Source organism: Rhizobium sp. BR 315 (assembly GCF_050577975.1).
GTDB lineage: Bacteria > Pseudomonadota > Alphaproteobacteria > Rhizobiales > Rhizobiaceae > Rhizobium > Rhizobium miluonense.
The window spans coordinates 220,882-239,318 of record NZ_JARWKZ010000001.1; the positions used below are offsets into that span (position 1 = coordinate 220,882).

The following is an 18,437-nucleotide window of genomic DNA, read 5'->3' on the forward strand; positions in this document are numbered from 1 at the left end:
CCATCGTCGTTAGGATCTCGTTCAGCAAAGCGGCGCACAAATATGATTTCTCTGGATCTGAACGCAGGGCAGCTGTGCTTGTGGGGCAGGCATGCTGTCGCCCGCTGCTTTTCCCGGCACTGGTCCAATGCATGCAACAGGAGATCTAATTCAGTGCGGTTGAGATATGCCCCCCGAAGCATCGCCAGGATGCTCAGCCTTTGCTCCGTCGCTACTATCACCGCAATTGCGCAGCCTTCCTTCGCTGCGGGACAACAATCCGATATTCCGGCATGGCTTGCAGTCCATGTGGGTCAGGGTGACGGCCAGGTCGCCCGGCCTGTCCTGCAACGGGCCCGCGCGCTCTATATGCGGAAGGTCAGCGAAGGCAAGGTCCGCAATCCCTGCTATTTCGCCATGGATGCAACGCGCCCGAACGATCTGGGTGACGGCAAGTCGGGTGGCAGGTTCTATATCGTTTGCGAAGCCACTCAGACGTTTCGCGTCGTCTCCTCCGGCCATGGCAGCGGCCGCGACCTCAAGGGCGTTGCCAACTTCGGTAACGGGCGGATGTGCGCCAAGAACTTCGGCAACGCGATGGATTCGAACCTAACGACCGGCGGCGCCTATATGACCGAAGAGACGAAGACGACCTTTAAGGGCTACTATCGGTCCTCGCAGGCCAAGAATGTGGCCTTCCTACGCAGCTTCCTTCAGTTCGATGGCGAGGGTGATACCGCCAATGCGCGCCAGCGCGCCATCGGTGGCCATGCAGCGGCGAAGGTTGCCGGCATATGCATGAAGAAGGATCCGCAAAGCCCCTATGCCAACCGCGACGGATTTGTCCCCCTCGGCAAGCTGGTGGAATATGCGGGTGGCCGCAGCGACGGCTGCACGAGCTGGTCTGCCTCCGATGCCAATCAGATCATCTCGATGGTAAAGGACAATCCGACGACGCTCTACATCTATCCAGAGTCGACCGACATCAATGCGGTCGCGAAAGCTGTCGCAGCTGGCCGCTCGCCAGCGCAGGCCGGATTGTATTGGAACGATTCCTGCCTGAAGGAAATCGGCGCTCCGAAGTTCTGGGCAAAGGAGACTCTGGAGCCGGTCATTGTGCAATATAAGAAAGACCATCCAGCTCCTCCGGCCCGCCCGATACCGATTTGCGAGTAGGCGGGTTGAGCGCTGCCCCCGTGAAAGTTGGGGGGTAGTGCGACTGCCAAGCAAGCATCCTCTTCTATGCCTTAGCGGGAGCCTCGGCGGCTCTCGTCTTCATGAAACGGTCTTCTACCCGACGACGCATGGACTTTTTCGCGCAAATCAGCGATAAGACTGAAGAATTTGAACGGCGCACAGGCATTTTTCGCATCCTTTCAAGCCAGTGCTACTCAATTTTACACATTTTTTATCCGATTGATTTCTCTAGGATAACATCCTGAAAGAGAAGCTATTCTCGTGTTCCCTTCCTCTAGCCATACATGGTCCGTGCGACATCGTTCACCAAACGACTGTTATCGTTGACGGAGCGATCATTCAGCGCCCCGGCAAAGACGGGGCATGTGACGTTGGTTCAGGTCGAAAACGGACCTGACGATGAAGCTGGCGAAATCTTGAATGCGGATGAGTTAGGCCGATTTCCTTTCATTCAACGCCGTGTTGGCCCTCAGAAGGGACATCAACATCGGACCGAGTGCGAATTCGCCTTTCTGTGCTCGGCGGGTCAGATCGCGAAGATAGGCGCCGGCAGACTTGATATGCGAGGTTCGCTGGAGGATGCAGGCAATCACGGTGGCGGTGTTCTCCGGGCCCATAGCGGCGCAAGCCTCCTGGTGAGTTCCTGGGCTGATCTCAAGCATCGATTTCACGACGATGGATGCAGTCATAAGATCTCGCCAACTGCTGATCTGTCCTGTCGAGCTATAGGCAGCAATTTCCGGGCAAGCCCTCATAACGAGATCGAGCGGGAATGATTTCAGCCCTGCCTGGCTCTCTCCAGAGCTTTCAGAGCCGGTATTCGATGCCAGAGGTAGCGTTTCTTTTCGTTGGAGGGATGCGGCCGCAGATACCGAGGCAGCGTTCGGCAACAGCTCTGCAGAAACCGCGGACAACATTGCCGGGCGTTTTGGCCGTGGGGCTTCAGATTCAGTTTGAGATTCGGAGTCTGAATTCTGTATGTGCCGCTCATTTTGATAGTGATTGGCGCTTATTTTTTTTGTTTTTGCGTGTTTTTCCAGTCGGTTGACGATTTCCCGGTGCAGCAGACCGAGCTTTTGGAGAAGAAGCTCCAGTTCGGTCACACTGGGCGACCGGGGAAGACTGTCGATCAGGTAGCGGAAACCGGAATGAACGGCATCCCAATCGCCCGTAATGGCTTCGACAAGCGCGGTTTCGATGAGCTTGGCAATGTCGCGGCGGAGAAGGCTGATGCGCTCGCGTAGCCCCTGGATATGGAGGCGATCGGCGACGACCCCCGCGGCGAGATGCTCGATCTCTTCGGCACGGGATAGAAGAGGGGCCAGCGAGAAGCCATAGGCTTCATGGAGATCCCCTGCTCTGGTCCTGCGGGCGTAGCGCTTGCCGTTGGGACTATCGCGGCGGACGATGAGCCCGGCCTCCACAAGGGCAGCCAGGTGGCGCCGGATTGTCTGCTCCGCCATGCCATGGGCACGCAAAGACAATTGCGCGTTCGAAGGGAACACGACGAGATTGGCATCATCCGAAAGTTCGTTCTTCGGATAGAAGCTCAAAAGCGCATTGAGAACAGCAAGCGCTCGATCCGTTACGCCGAGATGAGGCTTGGCTTCGCAAAGCGCGCGATAGATTTTCCACTTATCGACCGACTTGACGGACTTCCCATGCACAGCTCTTCTTTGAGCTATCAACATGGCAAGCGTCATCGGCCGCCGCCCAAAGGGCGTCGTCACATATTCAGCTTCCATTTTTCCTTCACCTACGTTGAGGCAAAAGAAAATTGCTCACCAAAACGATGCCAAGACTCTTGACTGTGATTCGGGGAAATGCGATTCTTGATTTGCTTAAGATCGAGAAGGGCTTCCACGACGACGTCGTTTGGGGGCCTTTTTCTTTTGCGGGTTACGTTTCCTTTCCTTGTTGAAACTCGTTGAAGAGAGTTTCTAATCTCTCCTGCACAAACTGGTCGAAACCGGGGGCCGCCTTGCTGTCGAAGACAAAGGTGGCACGCGCCGGAGTTCTCTTAAATGTCACCGGCACGCCGGCCATGATCGACGGCGCCGTGGTGGGTTTCACGGATGCGGGCTTGCCGATGGCCAGCGTCATTGCCTGCTGGAAACGCTCATCGCTCGACAGCTTGCGACTGTTGTCCGCGGACAACTCGGCAACGATCGGCTCGCAATCGATGCTCTCGAGGCGCTCTCCCAACTCAAGCCACCGCCTGCGGCCGATATCTGGAGCCGGACCAATCGCGCTGATGAGCGCCAACGGTACCTGCCTCATGACGATCAGCATCTTCGACAGCGCGGCTTTATCGACGCCGAGCGCGGCCATGATGATATCCCTGCCGAAATCACGCTGCTCCAGCCGCAAGGCGAAGAGCGCGCGCTCGATATAGGAGAGGTTCGTGCGCGCGCTGTTTTCCTGGCCCTGGCTGACGACGAGCTGGTCGTCGGTCAGCTGGCGGATGACGGCGCGCACCTTGATGCCGAGCTCTCTTGTCGCTGCCAATCGACGATGCCCGTAGGCGACCTGATAACGGCCCTTGGATTCCGGGTGCGGACGCACGAGGATCGGGACCTGCTGACCATGTTCGCGGATCTGTTCGACAAGCTGGCTGAGTTCGACGGGATCTATCTCGAGGCGATCGGTAACGAAGGATCCGTCAACGAGATCCGGATCGATATCGACGATGGTTTGGCCTTCGGCCAATTGCCGCTCGAGATCGTTGGCCCGTTCCATCTTTTCAGTGATGTTGCCAAGCGTTCTGGTAATGCCACCTACGGGGCCGCCGCTTCTTACCTGAGGCAGGAAGCCGGCTATCGGGCGATTATCTTTTGTCGCAACGGACTCTGCCCGCACCGTATTCGGAGCGGAAACTTCGATCAGGTTCTTACGCGCCATCTATTTACTTCCTTCCCCACGTTGAACGGATATGCGTCTCGATCTCGCTGTTCACGAGATTGAGCGAATCCAATGCGCGATCGTAGGTGCCCCTGGTGAACTGGGCTCTTTCGACTTCGTAGAGGGTTTGTTTCGTAACGCCGGCATCGGCTACGGCGGTCGATTTGACCATTGCATTGTGAAGCATGCGGTTGCCGAAAATGGCCTTCATGAAGCCGGTCATCTGGCTCTGTGGCCCGTCATTCGGCTCGAAGCGGGTGACGAGATAACGCATCCAGTCATAGCTGGTGCGCCCCCCTGCTCTCTCGACCACGGTCATCAGCTCGCTGGTCATGGTCAGGAACTGCGACATCGACATGACGTCGAGCATCTGCGGATGAACGGTGATCAGAATCGATGTCGCGGCGCAAAGCGCTGACATCGTCAGAAAGCCAAGCTGTGGCGGGCAATCGATGACGACGACGTCGTAGAAGTTTTCGATTTCGGTCAAAGCTTCGCCGATGCGCGCGAAGAACATGGTTTCGGCCCGGCCAGCAGCCATCACTCGCGGCGTCTCATGCTCGAACTCCATGAGTTCGAGATTTCCGGGGATGAGATGCAGGTTCGGCGTATAGGTCGAACGAACGATATCGGCAATCGGCCGCGGCTCGTCATAGCGAATGGCGCCGTAGAGCGTCTCTCCCTCGCCAACGTCAAGCTCCGGCTGATGTCCAAACAAGGCGGACAAGGAAGCCTGCGGGTCAAGATCGACGGCGAGCACCCGATATCCCCGCAGCGCGAGATATTGCGCGAGATGGGCTGCCGTCGTCGTCTTGCCGGAGCCGCCTTTGAAATTCATCACCGAGATGATCTGGAGCTTCTCGGATCCCCTTCTGCACGGCACGTATTTCGGGGTGCCGTTCCGCTCGTCGAGAACCCTGCGGATCCGATCCATATCGTCTGCGGTATAAAGCCGGCGGCCGTTCGAAAGCGGATCCGGTCCATGGCCTTCGGCTGCAATTTGGCGAAGGTAGCCTTCGCCAATGCCGATGAAGGCAGCGGCCTCCGCCGGCGAGAACATCCGCATCGTCTTTTGTGACTGGGGCGGGAAGAGTTTTGCCTGGTGTTGTTGGAGCTGATAAGACAGCTCTTGCGCATCTGTTGCCAGAAGCGTCGGAAGATGTTCTTGATCGTCCTGTAGCACGAGACTCGGTTGCATGATCGTTTTCCCAATTAACTGCGCAATTGTGACGGAATGCCGCTAAACTACGCAGTTACTATATGCTCCGATTCGCTACCGTTTTACAAATGCTTAAACAATTGGCGGTTTTTGGGTTTTTTTGCCCACAGGGTGCTTGGGAATCCGCGTCGGAGAGCTGTCGATTCGCCAGTAGCGGGGCAGGGCGACCGGGAGCAAAGATGCTACCGGTTTAGCTCCGAGGGTTGTCCGCGGACTACCGCGGCGGAGAGCGTGTCTGTTGGAGGGTTGGTTGCTCTCACCTAGCGGGGAGGGTCTCGTCGTATCTTGTGACATTATATTCGACCCGGCGCGTAGTCCGCGGACTACATTCGGGACGGGTCACCATGGTCAGGGGCAATACGCCCGCTCCTCCTCTTCCGGCAAAAGAACCCAGAAGCAAGCGACGATTTCGCAGCTGGGTACTCTCCATTACCCAATGAGACCGAGCCTTCGCCGCTTTACCGAGCGATGCGGTCCGAGAGCTTGCGGCCGCCGAGCAGCGAAGCCCGGATTAGTTCCGCCTTGCTCAAAGCCGGTGGCGGCGGCGATTTGGGTTCGCTCGCTGGCACGGAAGATTTGGCCTGCGTCTGCCGCAGCGCGGCAAGGCGCTCCTGCGCGGCGAGCCTGTCTTCGGGCGAAAGCGGCTCGATAGGATTGCCCGCCACGTCGTGGCGCATCGAGTCCGGCTGGGCGCAGGCGAAGTAATATCGCTTGGAATGGAGAAAGGCGCTGGTGGCCCGGCGAAGCGACATGACGGGCATGTCGGGCTTCAGAAGCGGCCGAATGTCATTCCAGAGACCGAGCGCGAAGGGGCGGATAACATCGCCGGGTTTGGATGGCAGGATATCGATACGGTGAACGAGAAGCGTGTTGATAGCTTCCGCCTTCTTGACGTCGAGCGCCGTTGCCACGATCGGCCCACGATTGGTCATCCAGGGTTCTTCCATGAAATCGTTCCTCTGCCTCGGAATCCATTACGAACTGATTGTGAAGTGATTTTGACGGAGCGGCAAAGAATTTGCCTTCGGTTGTCGGCGGCCTCGCCGGGCAGGTACTCAAATATGCAGGGACGACGGCTGCCGCAAGTTTTGGTTAACCAGATTTTTATGGTTGGCGGCTAGCCTGCGTTTGGCCGCGGAAGGTATTGAGTGCGCGGCACCCATTCTCATCCCCAATAATCAATCATCCGCGTGGACCTTATTCAGCGATGCGGCTGCGCTGCAGAAGTTCCGTCGCGCCGCTGGTCGAAGTGGAGATCTCATGTCTATTTTCGCAAGGAAGCGGTGACTACCGGGTTCGATGGAATTCCAAAGTTCATGTGTTGGGCGCAATCTCTTTCATCGGTCGCCTGCGATGATGTTCCCATAATGAGATTGTTTAGCGGGGGAGGGGCGGTCAACACGGTTTCCCGGCTCTCAAGTTCAAACCGCGAGATTGCTCAATCCCATCCGACCTTCATTTCCGCAGCGACCGATCCGATGAGGTAGCCGAAAGGGAGGTTCATCAAGCCCTTCAGCCATGATGAACCGGCATTTCCGTGCCATCTGACGCAGGCGTTGCCCACGCGCAAAGCTTCGTGGCAGGTGCCGTCTCAACTCATTCCTGAGAGCCCCTATATATTGGCGACATTGGCTCGGATCTCGCGAAGGCAGGCTTGGCGGATGCGCAATCCGGCGATACATACGCGGTCGCTGTCGGCGGTAGCCGCACTTGAATCGATTGCCCGTTTCTGGAGAGCCATCTTCAACATGAGGGCACTCATATCGCTGAGCGTTGCTTTTTCACTTTCGCCTGCTTGGAGCGCTTTGGCTTTGATAGGGCAGCCTTCTTCGACGCAGCGCTGTGCAAGCCGCCCTACACGACGAAATCGGCAACGAAAATGTACAGCGAAGCCGAGAAGCTGGCGAACGCTGACACATCGCTCCTGACCGCGGCCGTCTATAAATTGCCCAAGGATCTTGGTCGCGAAGGTTTTGAGACAAGCGAGCTTGCCTTTGCCGGTGCGAGCTTTGGCGTGCCGATTGAAGCTTGCGGGCCGATGACCTGGCCAAGACTTACCACTTGGAAAAGGACGGCCTTGGCAATCAATCTCCGTGGAACCGCAGCAAAGTCCTGCAGACGAGCGCTGACGAAAGATGATCGACCGGTCACAGACATGGGAGTGATATCCGTGATCGCCCGCGAGTCAGCCGCCTTTTCAGGCAAAGCTCTTCTCGCCTGCGAATTCGTGAGCAGCGAGGATCTTGAGGCCATGAAGCAGTTGCAGGCGAAGTAAGCTCACTCTCTCAGCAACCAGTTCCGGCGATCATGATGAGGGCGCAATGCCATCTGCGCACCCTTCATCCCGAGGATTTCCAGGTTTTGATAGTTGTCCGCGGACAACTGCCGCGGCGCTAGGGAAAATCGACGGCAAAAGATATATTTTGGCGCCTGTACCGCTTACGGAAGCGAATGATCGAATAGCTTCATCATGGTTTGTTGTTTCTTTGATTTCAGAGAGATAGTCGCGTCAGAAATTGCCTCAACAGGCTAGTATTCCGGTACGCGGAGCAAAAGGGGTGGCGCCGGTGGAGTTTTCGGGAAGATAAAACGTGCAGTTAGTTAGCTGTGCATAAAGATCTGCCTGGAATCCGAAAGGCGGTGGTGGGCGATTCCGCCAGTGGGCAAATCATGATTCTTTCTCGCCATGGGGAAGAAGCCGCTGCCATCCGTTGAGCATGTTGAGACGCTGTCGCTGGTGGCGATGCGCCGGCTCGTCGGCGGGTTTGTCGAAGAGCTAAATGCGCTGAAGGCCGACGTCGCGGCGCTGCGATCTGAGAACGAAGCCCTGCGCCAAGACAATACAGAACTGCGGTTGGAAAATGTCCGCCTGAAGGTCGAGAACCAGCAACTGCGTGATGAGATCGCGCGGCTGAAGAAACTGCCGCCGCGTCCCCCGTTTCGACCATCAGGTATGGACAAGGCAACAGATCCCGCCAAGGACAATCCCAAGGATGATCGAACAACCGGTAAGCCGCCCCGCGGCCCTAAGCGCGACAAGAACCGGATCACCCGCACCGTGACGCTGAAGGCCGACGTACCCGAAGGCTCACGCTTCAAAGGATACAAGAACTTCCTGGTGCGCGATCTGGTTCTGTCGGCGGAGCTCGTGAACTATCGCCGGGAACGCTGGCTGACGCCCCAGGGCAAACTGATCACTGCTCCCTTGCCAGACGGGGTTGCCAGCGGCTTTGGTCGCAATTTGCGTCGGATATGTCTGGCGCTCCATGCGCAGGGACAGGTCACGACGCCCAGGCTGACCGAGATTCTCAACAGCATCGGCGTCGAGATCGCAGCGTCATCGCTGGCGATGATCGCGTCGAAACGGCAGGTTGTGCGGTTGCTCACGACAGACCTTATGCCATTCGTCGAGGAAGACAGTGCGGTTCTGCGTGCCGGACTGGTTTCGGCGCCCTTCATCACTGTCGACGATACTGGTGCTCGCCACGTCAGGCGCAACGCCTACACGACCCAGATCGGTGGCGAGCGCTTTTCCGCCTTCCGCACCAGCTTTTCCAAATCGCGGCTCAACTTCCTGTCCATCCTGAAAGCGGGCCATCAGGACTATATCCTCAATGACGAGGCGATGAATTGGCTGCGGACACAGGGCGCCGAGCAGGCGCTCATGGAGAAGCTCCAGAGCAGATCCGCCATTATCTTTGCCGACCAGGTTGCCTTCCTGGAATATTTGACCGGCAGAGGCATCGACATCTTTGATCGACAATTGATGCGCCTGCTCGCCGAAGCCGGCAGTTGGGGCGCAATCCGCCATCACGGTCTGCTCGGCAACACGGTCATTGTCTCCGACGATGCCGGTCAGTTCCGCGTCGGCAATCACGCTTTGTGTTGGATCCATTGCGAGCGCCTGTTGCAAAAGCTGATGCCGGCAAAGGCGAAAGAGGTTCGATCGCTCGCACTGGTTCGCGACCTCGTCTGGCGTTTCTACAAGGCGCTCAAGGTCTGGAAGCAACAGCCATCACCGCAGGCAGCCCATGCCTTCCGGCGCAGGTTCGATCGCATCTTCACCCTACGCACCGGCTATAACGCCCTCGATACGCTGTTGGCGCGCTTGCATCGGCGGCGACGGGAGCTTCTCAAAGTCCTCGAACATCCCGAGATTCCACTGCATACCAATGCCTCGGAGAACGATCTGCGGACCTTCGTCACCAAGCGAAAGATCTCCGGTGGCACGATGAGCCTTGACGGTCGTATCGCTCGCGACGTCATGCTCGGCTTACTGAAGACCTGCCAGAAGCTCGGCATCTCATATTACACTTATCTTGGTGACCGCCTCGGTCTTGTCCCCGCCGGATCGACAATACCGCCGCTGGCTGACCTTGTCCTGGCGACAAACTGAGATCAGCCTTTTCTCGAAAACGGCACCAGCTTGCCGGACCGTGTTTCTTCAACCCGGCTTTCTTTCCGCAGCAGCTGCGGGGAAACATTCCACTGGCGGCCGTTGTCGGCGTGCACCGTCACTGTCTTACGGTTCCGACGGATCACGATGCCCGCCTGCGTCTGGCCGCTGTTGTCTTCGAACATGACGCGCTCACCAATCGCCAGCTCGAGCAGCGCGTGGGTGGTCTTTTGCTGATGCAGAAAATGCAGTCGATCAACGACCTGATCGTGCAGCTCGATCAGTTCCGCTTCACTCAAGCCGTCAAGGGTGATCCCGTGCATCCCGATGCCTCCACATAAGGAAATCGTCGCTCCGGAAAAGCACCAAAGCAATCCCGTATTATCGACGACCCACAAGATCCTTTATCAAGCAGAATTCCGCCCGTGCCACCCATTTTGCTCCGCGTACGTATTCCGTGTAACTGGCGCAGATCTGGTGGCGCACCCGAATTTATTGAACGAACGCCAAATGTGATCGATCACAGCTTGACTGCAATGCGCGCCAAGCGCGGTCATCGGCCGGATCAATGCGCGTCGTCGCCCTCATTCGACATCGCGCGGCAACGCTGGCAGACTGTTCACTGCGGGTCAGCGTCCAAGGCCGCCGGCGGCGGCGATGATCTCTGCCGCGGTCGGGAAAATGGAGAGGCTGTTCGGTCCATCGAGCGACTCAATTTGTGCCCAGCCGATGATGCCGTTCGCATCGACCAGGAAGTGCCCGACGAGCTGGGTAGCGTGGTTCGCGAAAATCGCATTATCGGCTTCGTCAAGCTCGAAGTGGTCCTTGGCGTTGAGTACCGTGTTGGCTTCCATCGGGTGTAGCGGTTCCGGCAGCTCGCCCGTGGGGTTGATGCGTGCCGCCTGGAACTGCGCCATCGTTGCGCCATATGGCCATTCGGGCTGCTCGCTGCTCCCTTCGGGCAGGAACTCGGCATGCGGCACGCCATAAGCCCGATGCGTGCGGCAGTCCGGGTCGCATAGAAGCGTTACTGGCGTAGGCCGGTGGCGGAAATATAGGCGGGCGCGTTCCACCGGCGTGTTTATTACGGCCACGGTCTCCACCCCGGCGGCGCGCAGCGTCGGCTGTACGCCGGCAAGCTGTTCCACCTGACGCCGGCAGAACGGGCAGTGCAGCCCGCGAAAAAAGCCGATCAAGAACGGACGACCGCTCAAGTCGGCGAAAGAGACCGTTCCGTCGAAGTTGGCCGTGGCTAGCGCGAACGCGGGCGCGGTTTCTCCCGGTTGCAGCGGGCGCTTCTGGTCTCCCATGGAATAATTCCTTTCTCGTATCGTCCAGGTGAACGACCGAGATTTAACTATACCACTTGTCGCAAGAAGGCCCAGCGCCCGATGGTGAGATCTGCGGTCCGGCATGCCATTCGCCGCTCCGACCGGCGACAACGCCAATCTTGTATTCGATTGCCTGGTGATGCGATCCCCCTCAATCCGAGTAGCGTCGGACGAAGGCGGCTTCAGAAGCCGACAGTGGCCCGGTCAATGTTCAGCGGCGCTCGCGAAGCAGAAGGATTTCCTTGCCGCAAGCCTCCGCCTATCCGGAACGCAGGCCGTCGTGATCATCAGGGGATGCTGACGGCCTGTCCCGTTCTACCGACTATGATGGTTCGTTCTCCCTAAGCTCACCTTCATGCGCCGAGAAGCGGTCGCAGCGCGTCCAGCAGTTCGGTTCGGCCTCGGCGAATCTGGCCTACATCGCTCTCCGCATCTATCTTGCCGGCATTATGGGCGGTGTAGAGCTCGACGAGCAACTCGGCATAGCTCTCGGAAAGACCCGCGCGCATCAGCGCGGTCTGCCATTCGGTTTCGGGCAGCGGCCGGGCGACGACATCGCGACCGGCGAGCAGGCCAATGGCCGCCGCAACATCGTTCGGCGTGTAGCGACGCGGGCCCTCGGCATGGACGATGCGCAGTTTTGCATCCCATTTTTCCTGGAGCAGTTCGGCGGCGATGGAGCCGACGTCGAAGGCGGAGACGGTGGGAAGCAGTTTGGTGAGGGGATGGTAGAAACTCGGCAATACGCCGCTTCCGGCAGCAGCTTTTGCCAGACGTGCCCAGTTTTCCATGTGCTCAGCCGATCGCAGGAAGATGAGCCTGGATTGCAGTTTCCTTAGCCGTGCCTCCAGCGCATGGAAAATCATGGTGACGCCCGTGCCGGAGCTCTGTTCTGCGCCATAGTCGGAGATGGCGAGGACGAGCGGGGGATTGGCTGCTGCCAGAGCCTCGCCCAAGGCCTCTATCGTTACCAGCATTTTAGAGTAGGCGTGTTCGACGCGGACATCGACCGGGCAGATCACCTGAACGGCGCTGGCGCCGTTCATTGCAGCGACCAGGGCTTGATGATCGTTCAAGTCGGCAATGGCGATCTCGCAGCCGAGGTCTGAAAATGCCTGTGCTTTTGCCGGATCGCGAAGGACAGCGCGAATCGGTACGCCCGCGTCGCGCAAAGAGGCAACGGTGGTGCGGCCAACTTTTCCGGTGGCACCTAGAATGACATGCATCGTGACTTCTCCTGTTCGTCCGCTCACAGCTTTACCCGTCGGCGAGCGATGGTTCGCACAGGTTCGGACGATCTATCGCAGGTTTGGACGACAATCGATGTCAGGAATGCATTCGGGTGATCATGCTGGGAGTGAAGCCCGTGATCCGCCGCATCCAATGGGCCATGTGGCTTTGATGGGCAAAGCCGGTTTCCAGTGCGACCTGGGCAAGTGGCATATCCGTCGTCATAAGCAGCAATTTCGCACGCTCGACACGGCGGGCCAGCACATATTTGTGGACCGGCATGCCGAAGCTGCCGTGAAACAGCGGTTTTAGATGCGATACGCTGAGCCCGGCAACGATCGCCAGATCGGCAAGAGACAGCGATTGATCGATATGGTCTTCGATGAATTCCGCCAGGCGTCGTTGTTGCCGGCTGGTCAGCGTGCCGCGTGTTGTAGCCGTCCCTATCCGCCTTTGCCCATTGCTTTCCAGCAGGCGGATCGCCAGAGCCATGCCCAAGGTGTCAGCATAGGTTCTGTCGGATGGTACGGTCGCCTCGATCTCGGCTTTGATGGCCCAGGCGATCGATTCGAGCCGGGCATCTCGAAGCTGGAATTGCGGCGTGAGTGAAACTCCTTCGGGATCCTGGCCAAGTTCTCGGGCGGCTGTTTCAAGAAGTTCCGGCCGGATGGTCAGCCGCAGAATGGTACAATCGCGATCATCCTCCCACCAGCCATCGAGCCCAGCGGGCACGATGTCGATATCGCCATGTTTCTGTTGGCGGCGCAGATCCCGGCCATCGCATTGGCAATGGGCGTTCACCGTCGGTCCGAAATGAATGCCGAGCCGATGGGTCTGCAATCCCGGCACATGCGTGCGACCGGCGCGAATGTGAAGGAACTCGGCATCCAAACCCCTCCAGCCGCGATCCCTGCTGGAAAGAAGAGTAGCGGCGGCATTGCTAAGCTGATCCATGATTTCGGATTCCTGCAACTTCGAGTCTCACAGGCTGGAGAGCCCGGATACCGAAATTATAGGGAAACTCGCCCGGCCGGTCGAGATGCCGGCGTATCGTCTACGAGCGGCAACGGCCCGCGGCGTCATGAATCACGCCGCGGGCCGTTGAACACGAAATCTTGCTGCAGCATCGTTTGCGCCGGCCTGCAATCCGATGGCACACATCCAGCCGTATGGTTGCGGCCATCAGGAAAAGACTATTTTCCGTCCGTGCTTCCCGATCGCTGTGCGGTCGCCTTCAGCCCGTCCGACTGCAGATCCGCCTCGTCGGCTACGATGGCAGCTGCCTCCTTCAACAGGACATCCTTTGCATTTTTGCGTGCTTTTTCCATGGCGATATCGGCACTCAGGCTGCGCTCGTTTGCCTGCAGGCCATCGTCTTCGCTATTGTCCACGCCATCGTTTATCTGCTCGCGCGATTTCATGCGTTTCGCCTGGGCGGCCATCTCATTGCGGCGCTGGGTTTCGTTGAGGGAGATAGCCCGCTTCTCGCGCTGCACCTTGAGTTCCGCGACGTCTTCTACGAAGCGCTGGAAATCCTGATCGCTCTGCACGCGCGCGTCGTGACGGCCCTGCAGCTGCGGCAGCAACGGTGCCATATTGGCGGAAGGCACATATTTAGCCGGCTTGACTTCGGTCCATGGTAGAGCGTTGTCATAGCTCGACTCGCCGAAGCTCTTGGGGTCCGAAAGGCCTGGCAGGCCGATGTCGGGTGTCACGCCGCGCAGCTGCGTCGTCCCGCCATTGACACGGAAGAACTGGGCAACGGTCAATTTCAGCTCACCGAATTTCGGCTTGCTGTTATGGGCCACCTGGTCGAGATTGACCACGGTCTGCACGCTGCCTTTGCCGAAGCTCGGCTCACCGACAATCACGCCTCGGCCGTAATCTTGTATGGCTGCGGCAAAAATCTCGGAAGCGGATGCCGAGCCGCGATTGATCAGCACGCCAACCGGGCCCGTCCAGGCAGGCGCGGAAAGGTCATCGCTTTCCACCTCCACCTTGCCGCCGGCATCGCGTTGCTGAACGACCGGACCCTTGCCGACAAACAGACCCGTCAGATCAATCGCCTCGGAGAGCGAACCGCCGCCGTTGTTACGCAAATCCACCAGGACGCCGTCGACCTTATCCTGTTTCAGTTCAGCAAGAAGCTTGGCGACGTCGCGGCTTGCGCTTCGGTAGTCCTTGTCGCCCCTGCGGCGTGCTTCGAAGTCCTCATAGAAGGCCGGCAGGGTGATCACGCCGATCTTGCGCGTGGCACCGTCAGCCTTGACGGAGAGAACCGTCTTCTTGGCGGCCTGCTTATCGAGGCTGATCTTGTCGCGCACCAGGCTGATGATATTGTGTTTGCCGTCCGGTCCTGCATCCGCCGGCAAAATGTCCAGACGCACGACGGAACCCTTGGCGCCCCGGATCATTTGCACGATTTCATCGAGGCGCGTGCCAACCACTTCCTTGATCGGACCGCTCTCACCCTGGCCGACGCCGGTGATACGATCTCCGACCGCAAGCTTGCCCGACGATTGTGCCGGGCCGCCGGGCACGAGTTCGCGGATCGTCGTATAGTCATCCCGTTCCTGCAGGACCGCACCGATGCCGACCAGCGAGAGCTTCATGGAAATATCGAATTCGGCAGAAGCAGCCGCGCCGAAATAGTCGGTATGGGGATCGAGCGACTTCGTGTAGGCGTCCATGAACATCTGGAACACATCGTCGCTCTTGTACTTGTAGGCGCGCTCCAGGGAGTTTTGATAGCGCTTGTCGAGCGTCGTGCGAATGACGTCATCAGCCTTGCCCGCCAGCTTCAGGCGCAGCCAGTCGCTCTTGACGCGCTTGCGCCACAGCTCGTTGCTTTCCGCTTCGGATTGCGGCCAGGGCTCCTTGTCACGCTGCAAGGAATATTCTTCCTGCACATTGAAATCGAAGTTCTGTTTGAGCAGGCTGCGTGCATAGGTCATGCGGTCGACAACGCGCTGCTCATAGGTGTTGAAGATCGAAAACGGGATCCGCAAGTCCTCATGGTTGATGGCATCGTCGATCTTGGTGCTATCAGCCATGAACTTGTCGATATCCGCCTGTGCGAAGAGGGCACGATCCGGATCCAGGGACTTGATAAACCGGTTCATGATCTTGGCGGACAAAGCATCGTCAAGCGGAACGGGCTTATAATGGAACCGAGCGAGAAACTGTGAGCTCAAAATCGCCGCTTGCGCCTGCTGCTGCAGCGGCGCCAAAATCGGTGGCGAGGTGGCTTCCAGAGCATATGCCGATGGGGCAATTGCCAGGAACATGCAGAGGAAACCATATTTTACGCGCATTAAGCTCTGATCCGATTCTCGACGTTGAGTGTGTATTGCGTATTTAATGTGTGATGTTCGTGGAGCAATTATGGATTTTTGGCAACTGTATCGTTTCCAGAGAAGCTGTGAAGCGGCTTTCTGTTCGAGACAGATGGTCCTATCAAGACAGGCGCCTGCCATATCCGGATTTTGCTGAAGCGTCTAAGCGGTTGTTGTCAATAAAAGAATACGGCCTCTGAGGAGCTTACTGCGCCTGATGGGCTGGGGGATTTGCTCGGCCCGCGATAAGTCGCCAAACCGCCTTCTTTTTGTCGAGGGCTGCAGCCCAAAACCGTGGATAAGGTTCAAAAATGGTTCCTAGTGGCCTTTTTAGGGACTCAATTCATTCCGCCAGCAGGTAGCGGTATGAATAATCTTCAGACCAATGGCAATTTGCCGAAGCGCCGTTTGCTATCGGCTATGTCGGTCTGAAGGAGCAGGCCGGAGGTGCCAAATCTCCTAGCTCGATACTGGCGCGCTGCTTTCTTGATTTGTCAATGGTTCCCCGCTCATCACCGGCATCGTTTTCTCGTAAGTGTGCGGAGCGAGACGCTGTACCAGAGCTATCACGACGACCACGCAACTCAGATGGAGCAGCCACCCCGACTGGAAGCCGCCTGTGAGGTCGTGCAGAACCGCGACGATCCACGGCGGTATTGCGGCGATGAGAAATCCGCCACCCTGCATCAGAGCCGATAGGGCACCCGCATGTGCGGGATCGGAGAGATGGTCGAGCGCCACCACCAGCGACAGGGCAAAGCAGCCGCCCAATCCGGCGCCGACCAGCGCCGCCCAGGCGAAAGGCGCCAGCTGCGGCCAGAAGGCGAGACCGGCGAAACCTGTCGCCTGAAAGATCAGCGTCAACCATAGCCAGACCCGGCGATCGCCTTCGCGGCCGATGAACAAAGGCAGCACGAGAGCGGATATCGCCTGACTGACAGCCATGACCGCCAGCAGGTTCCCCGTTGCTGCGCCGCTCCATCCCTGTGCCTGATAGTATGGCGACAACCAGGCGACCGCAGAGGAATAGCCGCCATTGACGAGCCCGAAACACGCCATCAAGAGCCAGGCGCGCGGCCGCTTCAACAAATGGGTCGTCACATTGCCGCCGGAGGTTCGGCGATGATCGGCCGGCAAATAGATGAAGGCAAGCAGAAGCGCGATGACGGCCGGTACGGCAAGCCAGGCAAGGCCCGCATGCCAGGTCCCCGCCGCCTCGGCGACGACGGGCGCAGCCTTTGCTCCGAGCGCGCCGCCGCCCATCAGCATCGAGGAGTAGAGCCCCATCACGACGGCGACGCGCGTGGGGAATATCCGTTTGATGACGCCGGGAAATACCGCCTGAATGATCGCGACCCCAAAGCCGATGACGGCTGCCGTTCCGACCAGTTGCCAGTCCGTGGCGGAATAGAAGCGCAGAAGCGATCCGAGCCCCAGCACCGCCAGAGCCGCCAGGATCAACCGCCGTGCGCCCATCGCATTTTGAAGGGACGGTCCGATGAAGGCGACTATCCCCATCAAGATCATCGGCACCATGGTCAGAAGCGACATGCCCTGAAGGCCAAGGCCGGTTTCCGTCCGGATGTCCCTGGCAAGCGGCCCGACCGCAGTAATGAACGGCCTCAGATTGAGCCCGACGATGGCAACGACGAACAATAGCGGGCGCGTGGAGGCGGGCACTGTATTCTTCATGATTCAGAGCCGCTCGTCCTGCCGGCGTTTCCAATCGGCATAGAGGTCGGGCTGCGATTCCAGACGGGTCCGAACGTAGCGGATCTTCATCGATTGCTCGGCGAAGGGTTTGGCCAGATCCTCGTAGATTGCGGCGGTAGACAGCCCGAATGGCGCGCCATCGTCGTTGGAATAAGCGTAAGCAACTGCGCTCACACCGGCCAACCGCATCGCTGCCATGCACATCGGGCAGGGGTGGCCGCTGGCGTAGACCGCGCATCCCTGAAGGTTCGGTGACTTCAGCTTCTGGCTGGCGAGACGGATCGCCGCCATCTCCGCATGCGCGGTGGGATCGTTCGTGTTGAGGATCTCGTTCACGCCGGTTGCGACCACTTCGCCGTCCTTGACGACGAGCGCGCCGAACGGGCGGCCGCCATTTTGGGAGTTCGTGTGCGCGAGCTCGATCGCTTCGCAGAGGAAACGCGATTCAATGTCCATAATGTTCTCTCTTGTTTTAACCCCCTTCACGCCAGCTTCGGGGTCAGCATTTCAAATCTGTCCCGGATCGTGGAACAGGTGTCGCCGCCGAGCCGCGCGATTGAATCGATAATGCCGGGATCGACATGGAGGCCTTCATCGACTGCGCCCGCGTGATAATGGGCAAAGATGATCTCGCCCATGATGATCTGGCGCGATTTGCCAAGCTCCAGCGTCAGATGCCGGCTGCATTCGAAGGCCGCCGGAGCCTCCTTTATCCAGGGCGAGGCAACCTTTTCGCCGGGCATGGCAGTCAGGCCTGCCTCTTTCATTTCGTCGACCCCGCGCGGATATTTTGTGCCGCAGATATGCATCGCTTCGGCGATAGCATGCGAAACGATGTTGACCGTGAAGACCTCGGTCATCCTGATATTGTGGCCGGTATCCTTGAAGGAGACGTCGGGATTGTTCTCGACGCCGATCGCCACGATGGGCGGATCGGCCGAAAGGCAGTTGAAGAAGCTGAACGGGGCCGCATTAAAGCGGCCATGTTCATCGACCGTGGTCACCAGCGCGATCGGGCGCGGAATGATCGTGCCGATCATCAGCTTGTAGCGCTCGCGTGCAGTAAGCTTCGTGAAATCAAAAGCGGTCCTGCTGCCCGAGGCGTCGCTATGCTCGCCTATATCCAAAGTGCCCTC

Annotated in this window: 15 protein-coding genes; 3 read left to right on the forward strand and 12 right to left on the reverse strand. The window is 58.5% G+C overall.

Going from position 1 to position 18,437, the window contains the following annotated elements:
- The first annotated feature begins 153 nt into the window (after positions 1-153).
- Positions 154-1,155 carry a hypothetical protein gene (locus QD409_RS01090; RefSeq protein ID WP_092856681.1) on the forward strand — a complete coding sequence of 334 codons (1,002 nt, stop codon included), beginning with the start codon at positions 154-156 and terminating at the stop codon, positions 1,153-1,155.
- Between the two features lie 452 nt (positions 1,156-1,607).
- Here the strand turns inward: QD409_RS01090 and repC are convergent, their stop codons facing one another.
- The 4 genes from repC to QD409_RS01110 all read right to left on the reverse strand — a co-directional run bounded on the left by repC (position 1,608) and on the right by QD409_RS01110 (position 6,243).
- Positions 1,608-2,921: a plasmid replication protein RepC gene (repC, locus tag QD409_RS01095; protein WP_430761630.1), complete on the reverse strand. Its 1,314-nt coding sequence runs from the start codon at positions 2,919-2,921 to the stop codon at positions 1,608-1,610.
- Between the two features lie 154 nt (positions 2,922-3,075).
- A complete protein-coding gene (repB, locus tag QD409_RS01100) occupies positions 3,076-4,077 on the reverse strand; it encodes a plasmid partitioning protein RepB (RefSeq protein WP_430761631.1) in 1,002 nt (333 codons plus the stop codon).
- 4 nt (positions 4,078-4,081) lie between these two features.
- On the reverse strand, positions 4,082-5,275 hold the full coding sequence (gene repA, locus QD409_RS01105) for a plasmid partitioning protein RepA (protein ID WP_430761632.1): 1,194 nt from the start codon (positions 5,273-5,275) through the stop codon (positions 4,082-4,084).
- Positions 5,276-5,754: 479 nt separating this feature from the next.
- Positions 5,755-6,243: a ProQ/FINO family protein gene (locus tag QD409_RS01110; RefSeq protein ID WP_430761633.1), complete on the reverse strand. Its 489-nt coding sequence runs from the start codon at positions 6,241-6,243 to the stop codon at positions 5,755-5,757.
- Between the two features lie 932 nt (positions 6,244-7,175).
- Here QD409_RS01110 and QD409_RS01115 point away from each other — a divergent pair.
- Positions 7,176-7,571 carry a hypothetical protein gene (locus QD409_RS01115; RefSeq protein ID WP_430761634.1) on the forward strand — a complete coding sequence of 132 codons (396 nt, stop codon included), beginning with the start codon at positions 7,176-7,178 and terminating at the stop codon, positions 7,569-7,571.
- 411 nt (positions 7,572-7,982) lie between these two features.
- Positions 7,983-9,692: an IS66 family transposase gene (locus tag QD409_RS01120; RefSeq protein ID WP_092844222.1), complete on the forward strand. Its 1,710-nt coding sequence runs from the start codon at positions 7,983-7,985 to the stop codon at positions 9,690-9,692.
- 2 nt (positions 9,693-9,694) lie between these two features.
- Here QD409_RS01120 and QD409_RS01125 read toward each other — a convergent pair whose 3' ends face one another.
- The 8 genes from QD409_RS01125 to QD409_RS01160 form a co-directional block, all read right to left on the reverse strand.
- The gene (locus tag QD409_RS01125) at positions 9,695-10,015 is read right to left on the reverse strand and encodes a hypothetical protein (RefSeq protein WP_092844224.1); all 321 of its coding nucleotides are present in this window, start codon (positions 10,013-10,015) and stop codon (positions 9,695-9,697) included.
- A 306-nt stretch (positions 10,016-10,321) separates the two neighbouring features.
- Positions 10,322-11,002, reverse strand: coding sequence for a redoxin domain-containing protein (locus tag QD409_RS01130; protein ID WP_430761635.1), 681 nt, complete (start codon positions 11,000-11,002; stop codon positions 10,322-10,324).
- A gap of 374 nt (positions 11,003-11,376) precedes the next feature.
- Complete coding sequence (locus tag QD409_RS01135; RefSeq protein WP_430761636.1) at positions 11,377-12,249, reverse strand: NmrA family NAD(P)-binding protein; 873 nt, start codon at positions 12,247-12,249, stop codon at positions 11,377-11,379.
- Positions 12,250-12,349: 100 nt separating this feature from the next.
- Positions 12,350-13,207 (reverse strand): helix-turn-helix domain-containing protein, encoded by an 858-nt coding sequence (locus tag QD409_RS01140; protein WP_430761637.1) that lies wholly within the window; start codon positions 13,205-13,207, stop codon positions 12,350-12,352.
- Positions 13,208-13,446: 239 nt separating this feature from the next.
- Positions 13,447-15,567, reverse strand: coding sequence for a carboxy terminal-processing peptidase (locus QD409_RS01145; protein ID WP_430761638.1), 2,121 nt, complete (start codon positions 15,565-15,567; stop codon positions 13,447-13,449).
- 480 nt (positions 15,568-16,047) lie between these two features.
- On the reverse strand, positions 16,048-17,280 hold the full coding sequence (locus tag QD409_RS01150; protein ID WP_430761639.1) for a cyanate transporter: 1,233 nt from the start codon (positions 17,278-17,280) through the stop codon (positions 16,048-16,050).
- A 3-nt stretch (positions 17,281-17,283) separates the two neighbouring features.
- A complete protein-coding gene (locus QD409_RS01155; RefSeq protein ID WP_430761640.1) occupies positions 17,284-17,757 on the reverse strand; it encodes a nucleoside deaminase in 474 nt (157 codons plus the stop codon).
- A 26-nt stretch (positions 17,758-17,783) separates the two neighbouring features.
- Positions 17,784-18,341: a flavin reductase family protein gene (locus QD409_RS01160; RefSeq protein WP_430761872.1), complete on the reverse strand. Its 558-nt coding sequence runs from the start codon at positions 18,339-18,341 to the stop codon at positions 17,784-17,786.
- Between the last annotated feature and the right edge of the window lie 96 nt (positions 18,342-18,437).

Bases quoted from the DNA above. Each gene is read 5' to 3' on its own strand.
- repA (WP_430761632.1), bottom strand. From the start codon at position 5,275: ATGCAACCGAGTCTCGTGCTACAGGACGATCAAGAACATCTTCCGACG.
- QD409_RS01145 (WP_430761638.1), bottom strand. From the start codon at position 15,567: ATGCGCGTAAAATATGGTTTCCTCTGCATGTTCCTGGCAATTGCCCCA.
- QD409_RS01135 (WP_430761636.1), bottom strand. From the start codon at position 12,249: ATGCATGTCATTCTAGGTGCCACCGGAAAAGTTGGCCGCACCACCGTT.
- QD409_RS01150 (WP_430761639.1), bottom strand. From the start codon at position 17,280: ATGAAGAATACAGTGCCCGCCTCCACGCGCCCGCTATTGTTCGTCGTT.
- QD409_RS01125 (WP_092844224.1), bottom strand. From the start codon at position 10,015: ATGCACGGGATCACCCTTGACGGCTTGAGTGAAGCGGAACTGATCGAG.
- QD409_RS01155 (WP_430761640.1), bottom strand. From the start codon at position 17,757: ATGGACATTGAATCGCGTTTCCTCTGCGAAGCGATCGAGCTCGCGCAC.
- QD409_RS01160 (WP_430761872.1), bottom strand. From the start codon at position 18,341: ATGATCGGCACGATCATTCCGCGCCCGATCGCGCTGGTGACCACGGTC.
- QD409_RS01120 (WP_092844222.1), top strand. From the start codon at position 7,983: ATGGGGAAGAAGCCGCTGCCATCCGTTGAGCATGTTGAGACGCTGTCG.
- QD409_RS01115 (WP_430761634.1), top strand. From the start codon at position 7,176: ATGTACAGCGAAGCCGAGAAGCTGGCGAACGCTGACACATCGCTCCTG.
- QD409_RS01140 (WP_430761637.1), bottom strand. From the start codon at position 13,207: ATGGATCAGCTTAGCAATGCCGCCGCTACTCTTCTTTCCAGCAGGGAT.
- QD409_RS01130 (WP_430761635.1), bottom strand. From the start codon at position 11,002: ATGGGAGACCAGAAGCGCCCGCTGCAACCGGGAGAAACCGCGCCCGCG.
- QD409_RS01110 (WP_430761633.1), bottom strand. From the start codon at position 6,243: ATGGAAGAACCCTGGATGACCAATCGTGGGCCGATCGTGGCAACGGCG.
- repB (WP_430761631.1), bottom strand. From the start codon at position 4,077: ATGGCGCGTAAGAACCTGATCGAAGTTTCCGCTCCGAATACGGTGCGG.
- repC (WP_430761630.1), bottom strand. From the start codon at position 2,921: ATGGAAGCTGAATATGTGACGACGCCCTTTGGGCGGCGGCCGATGACG.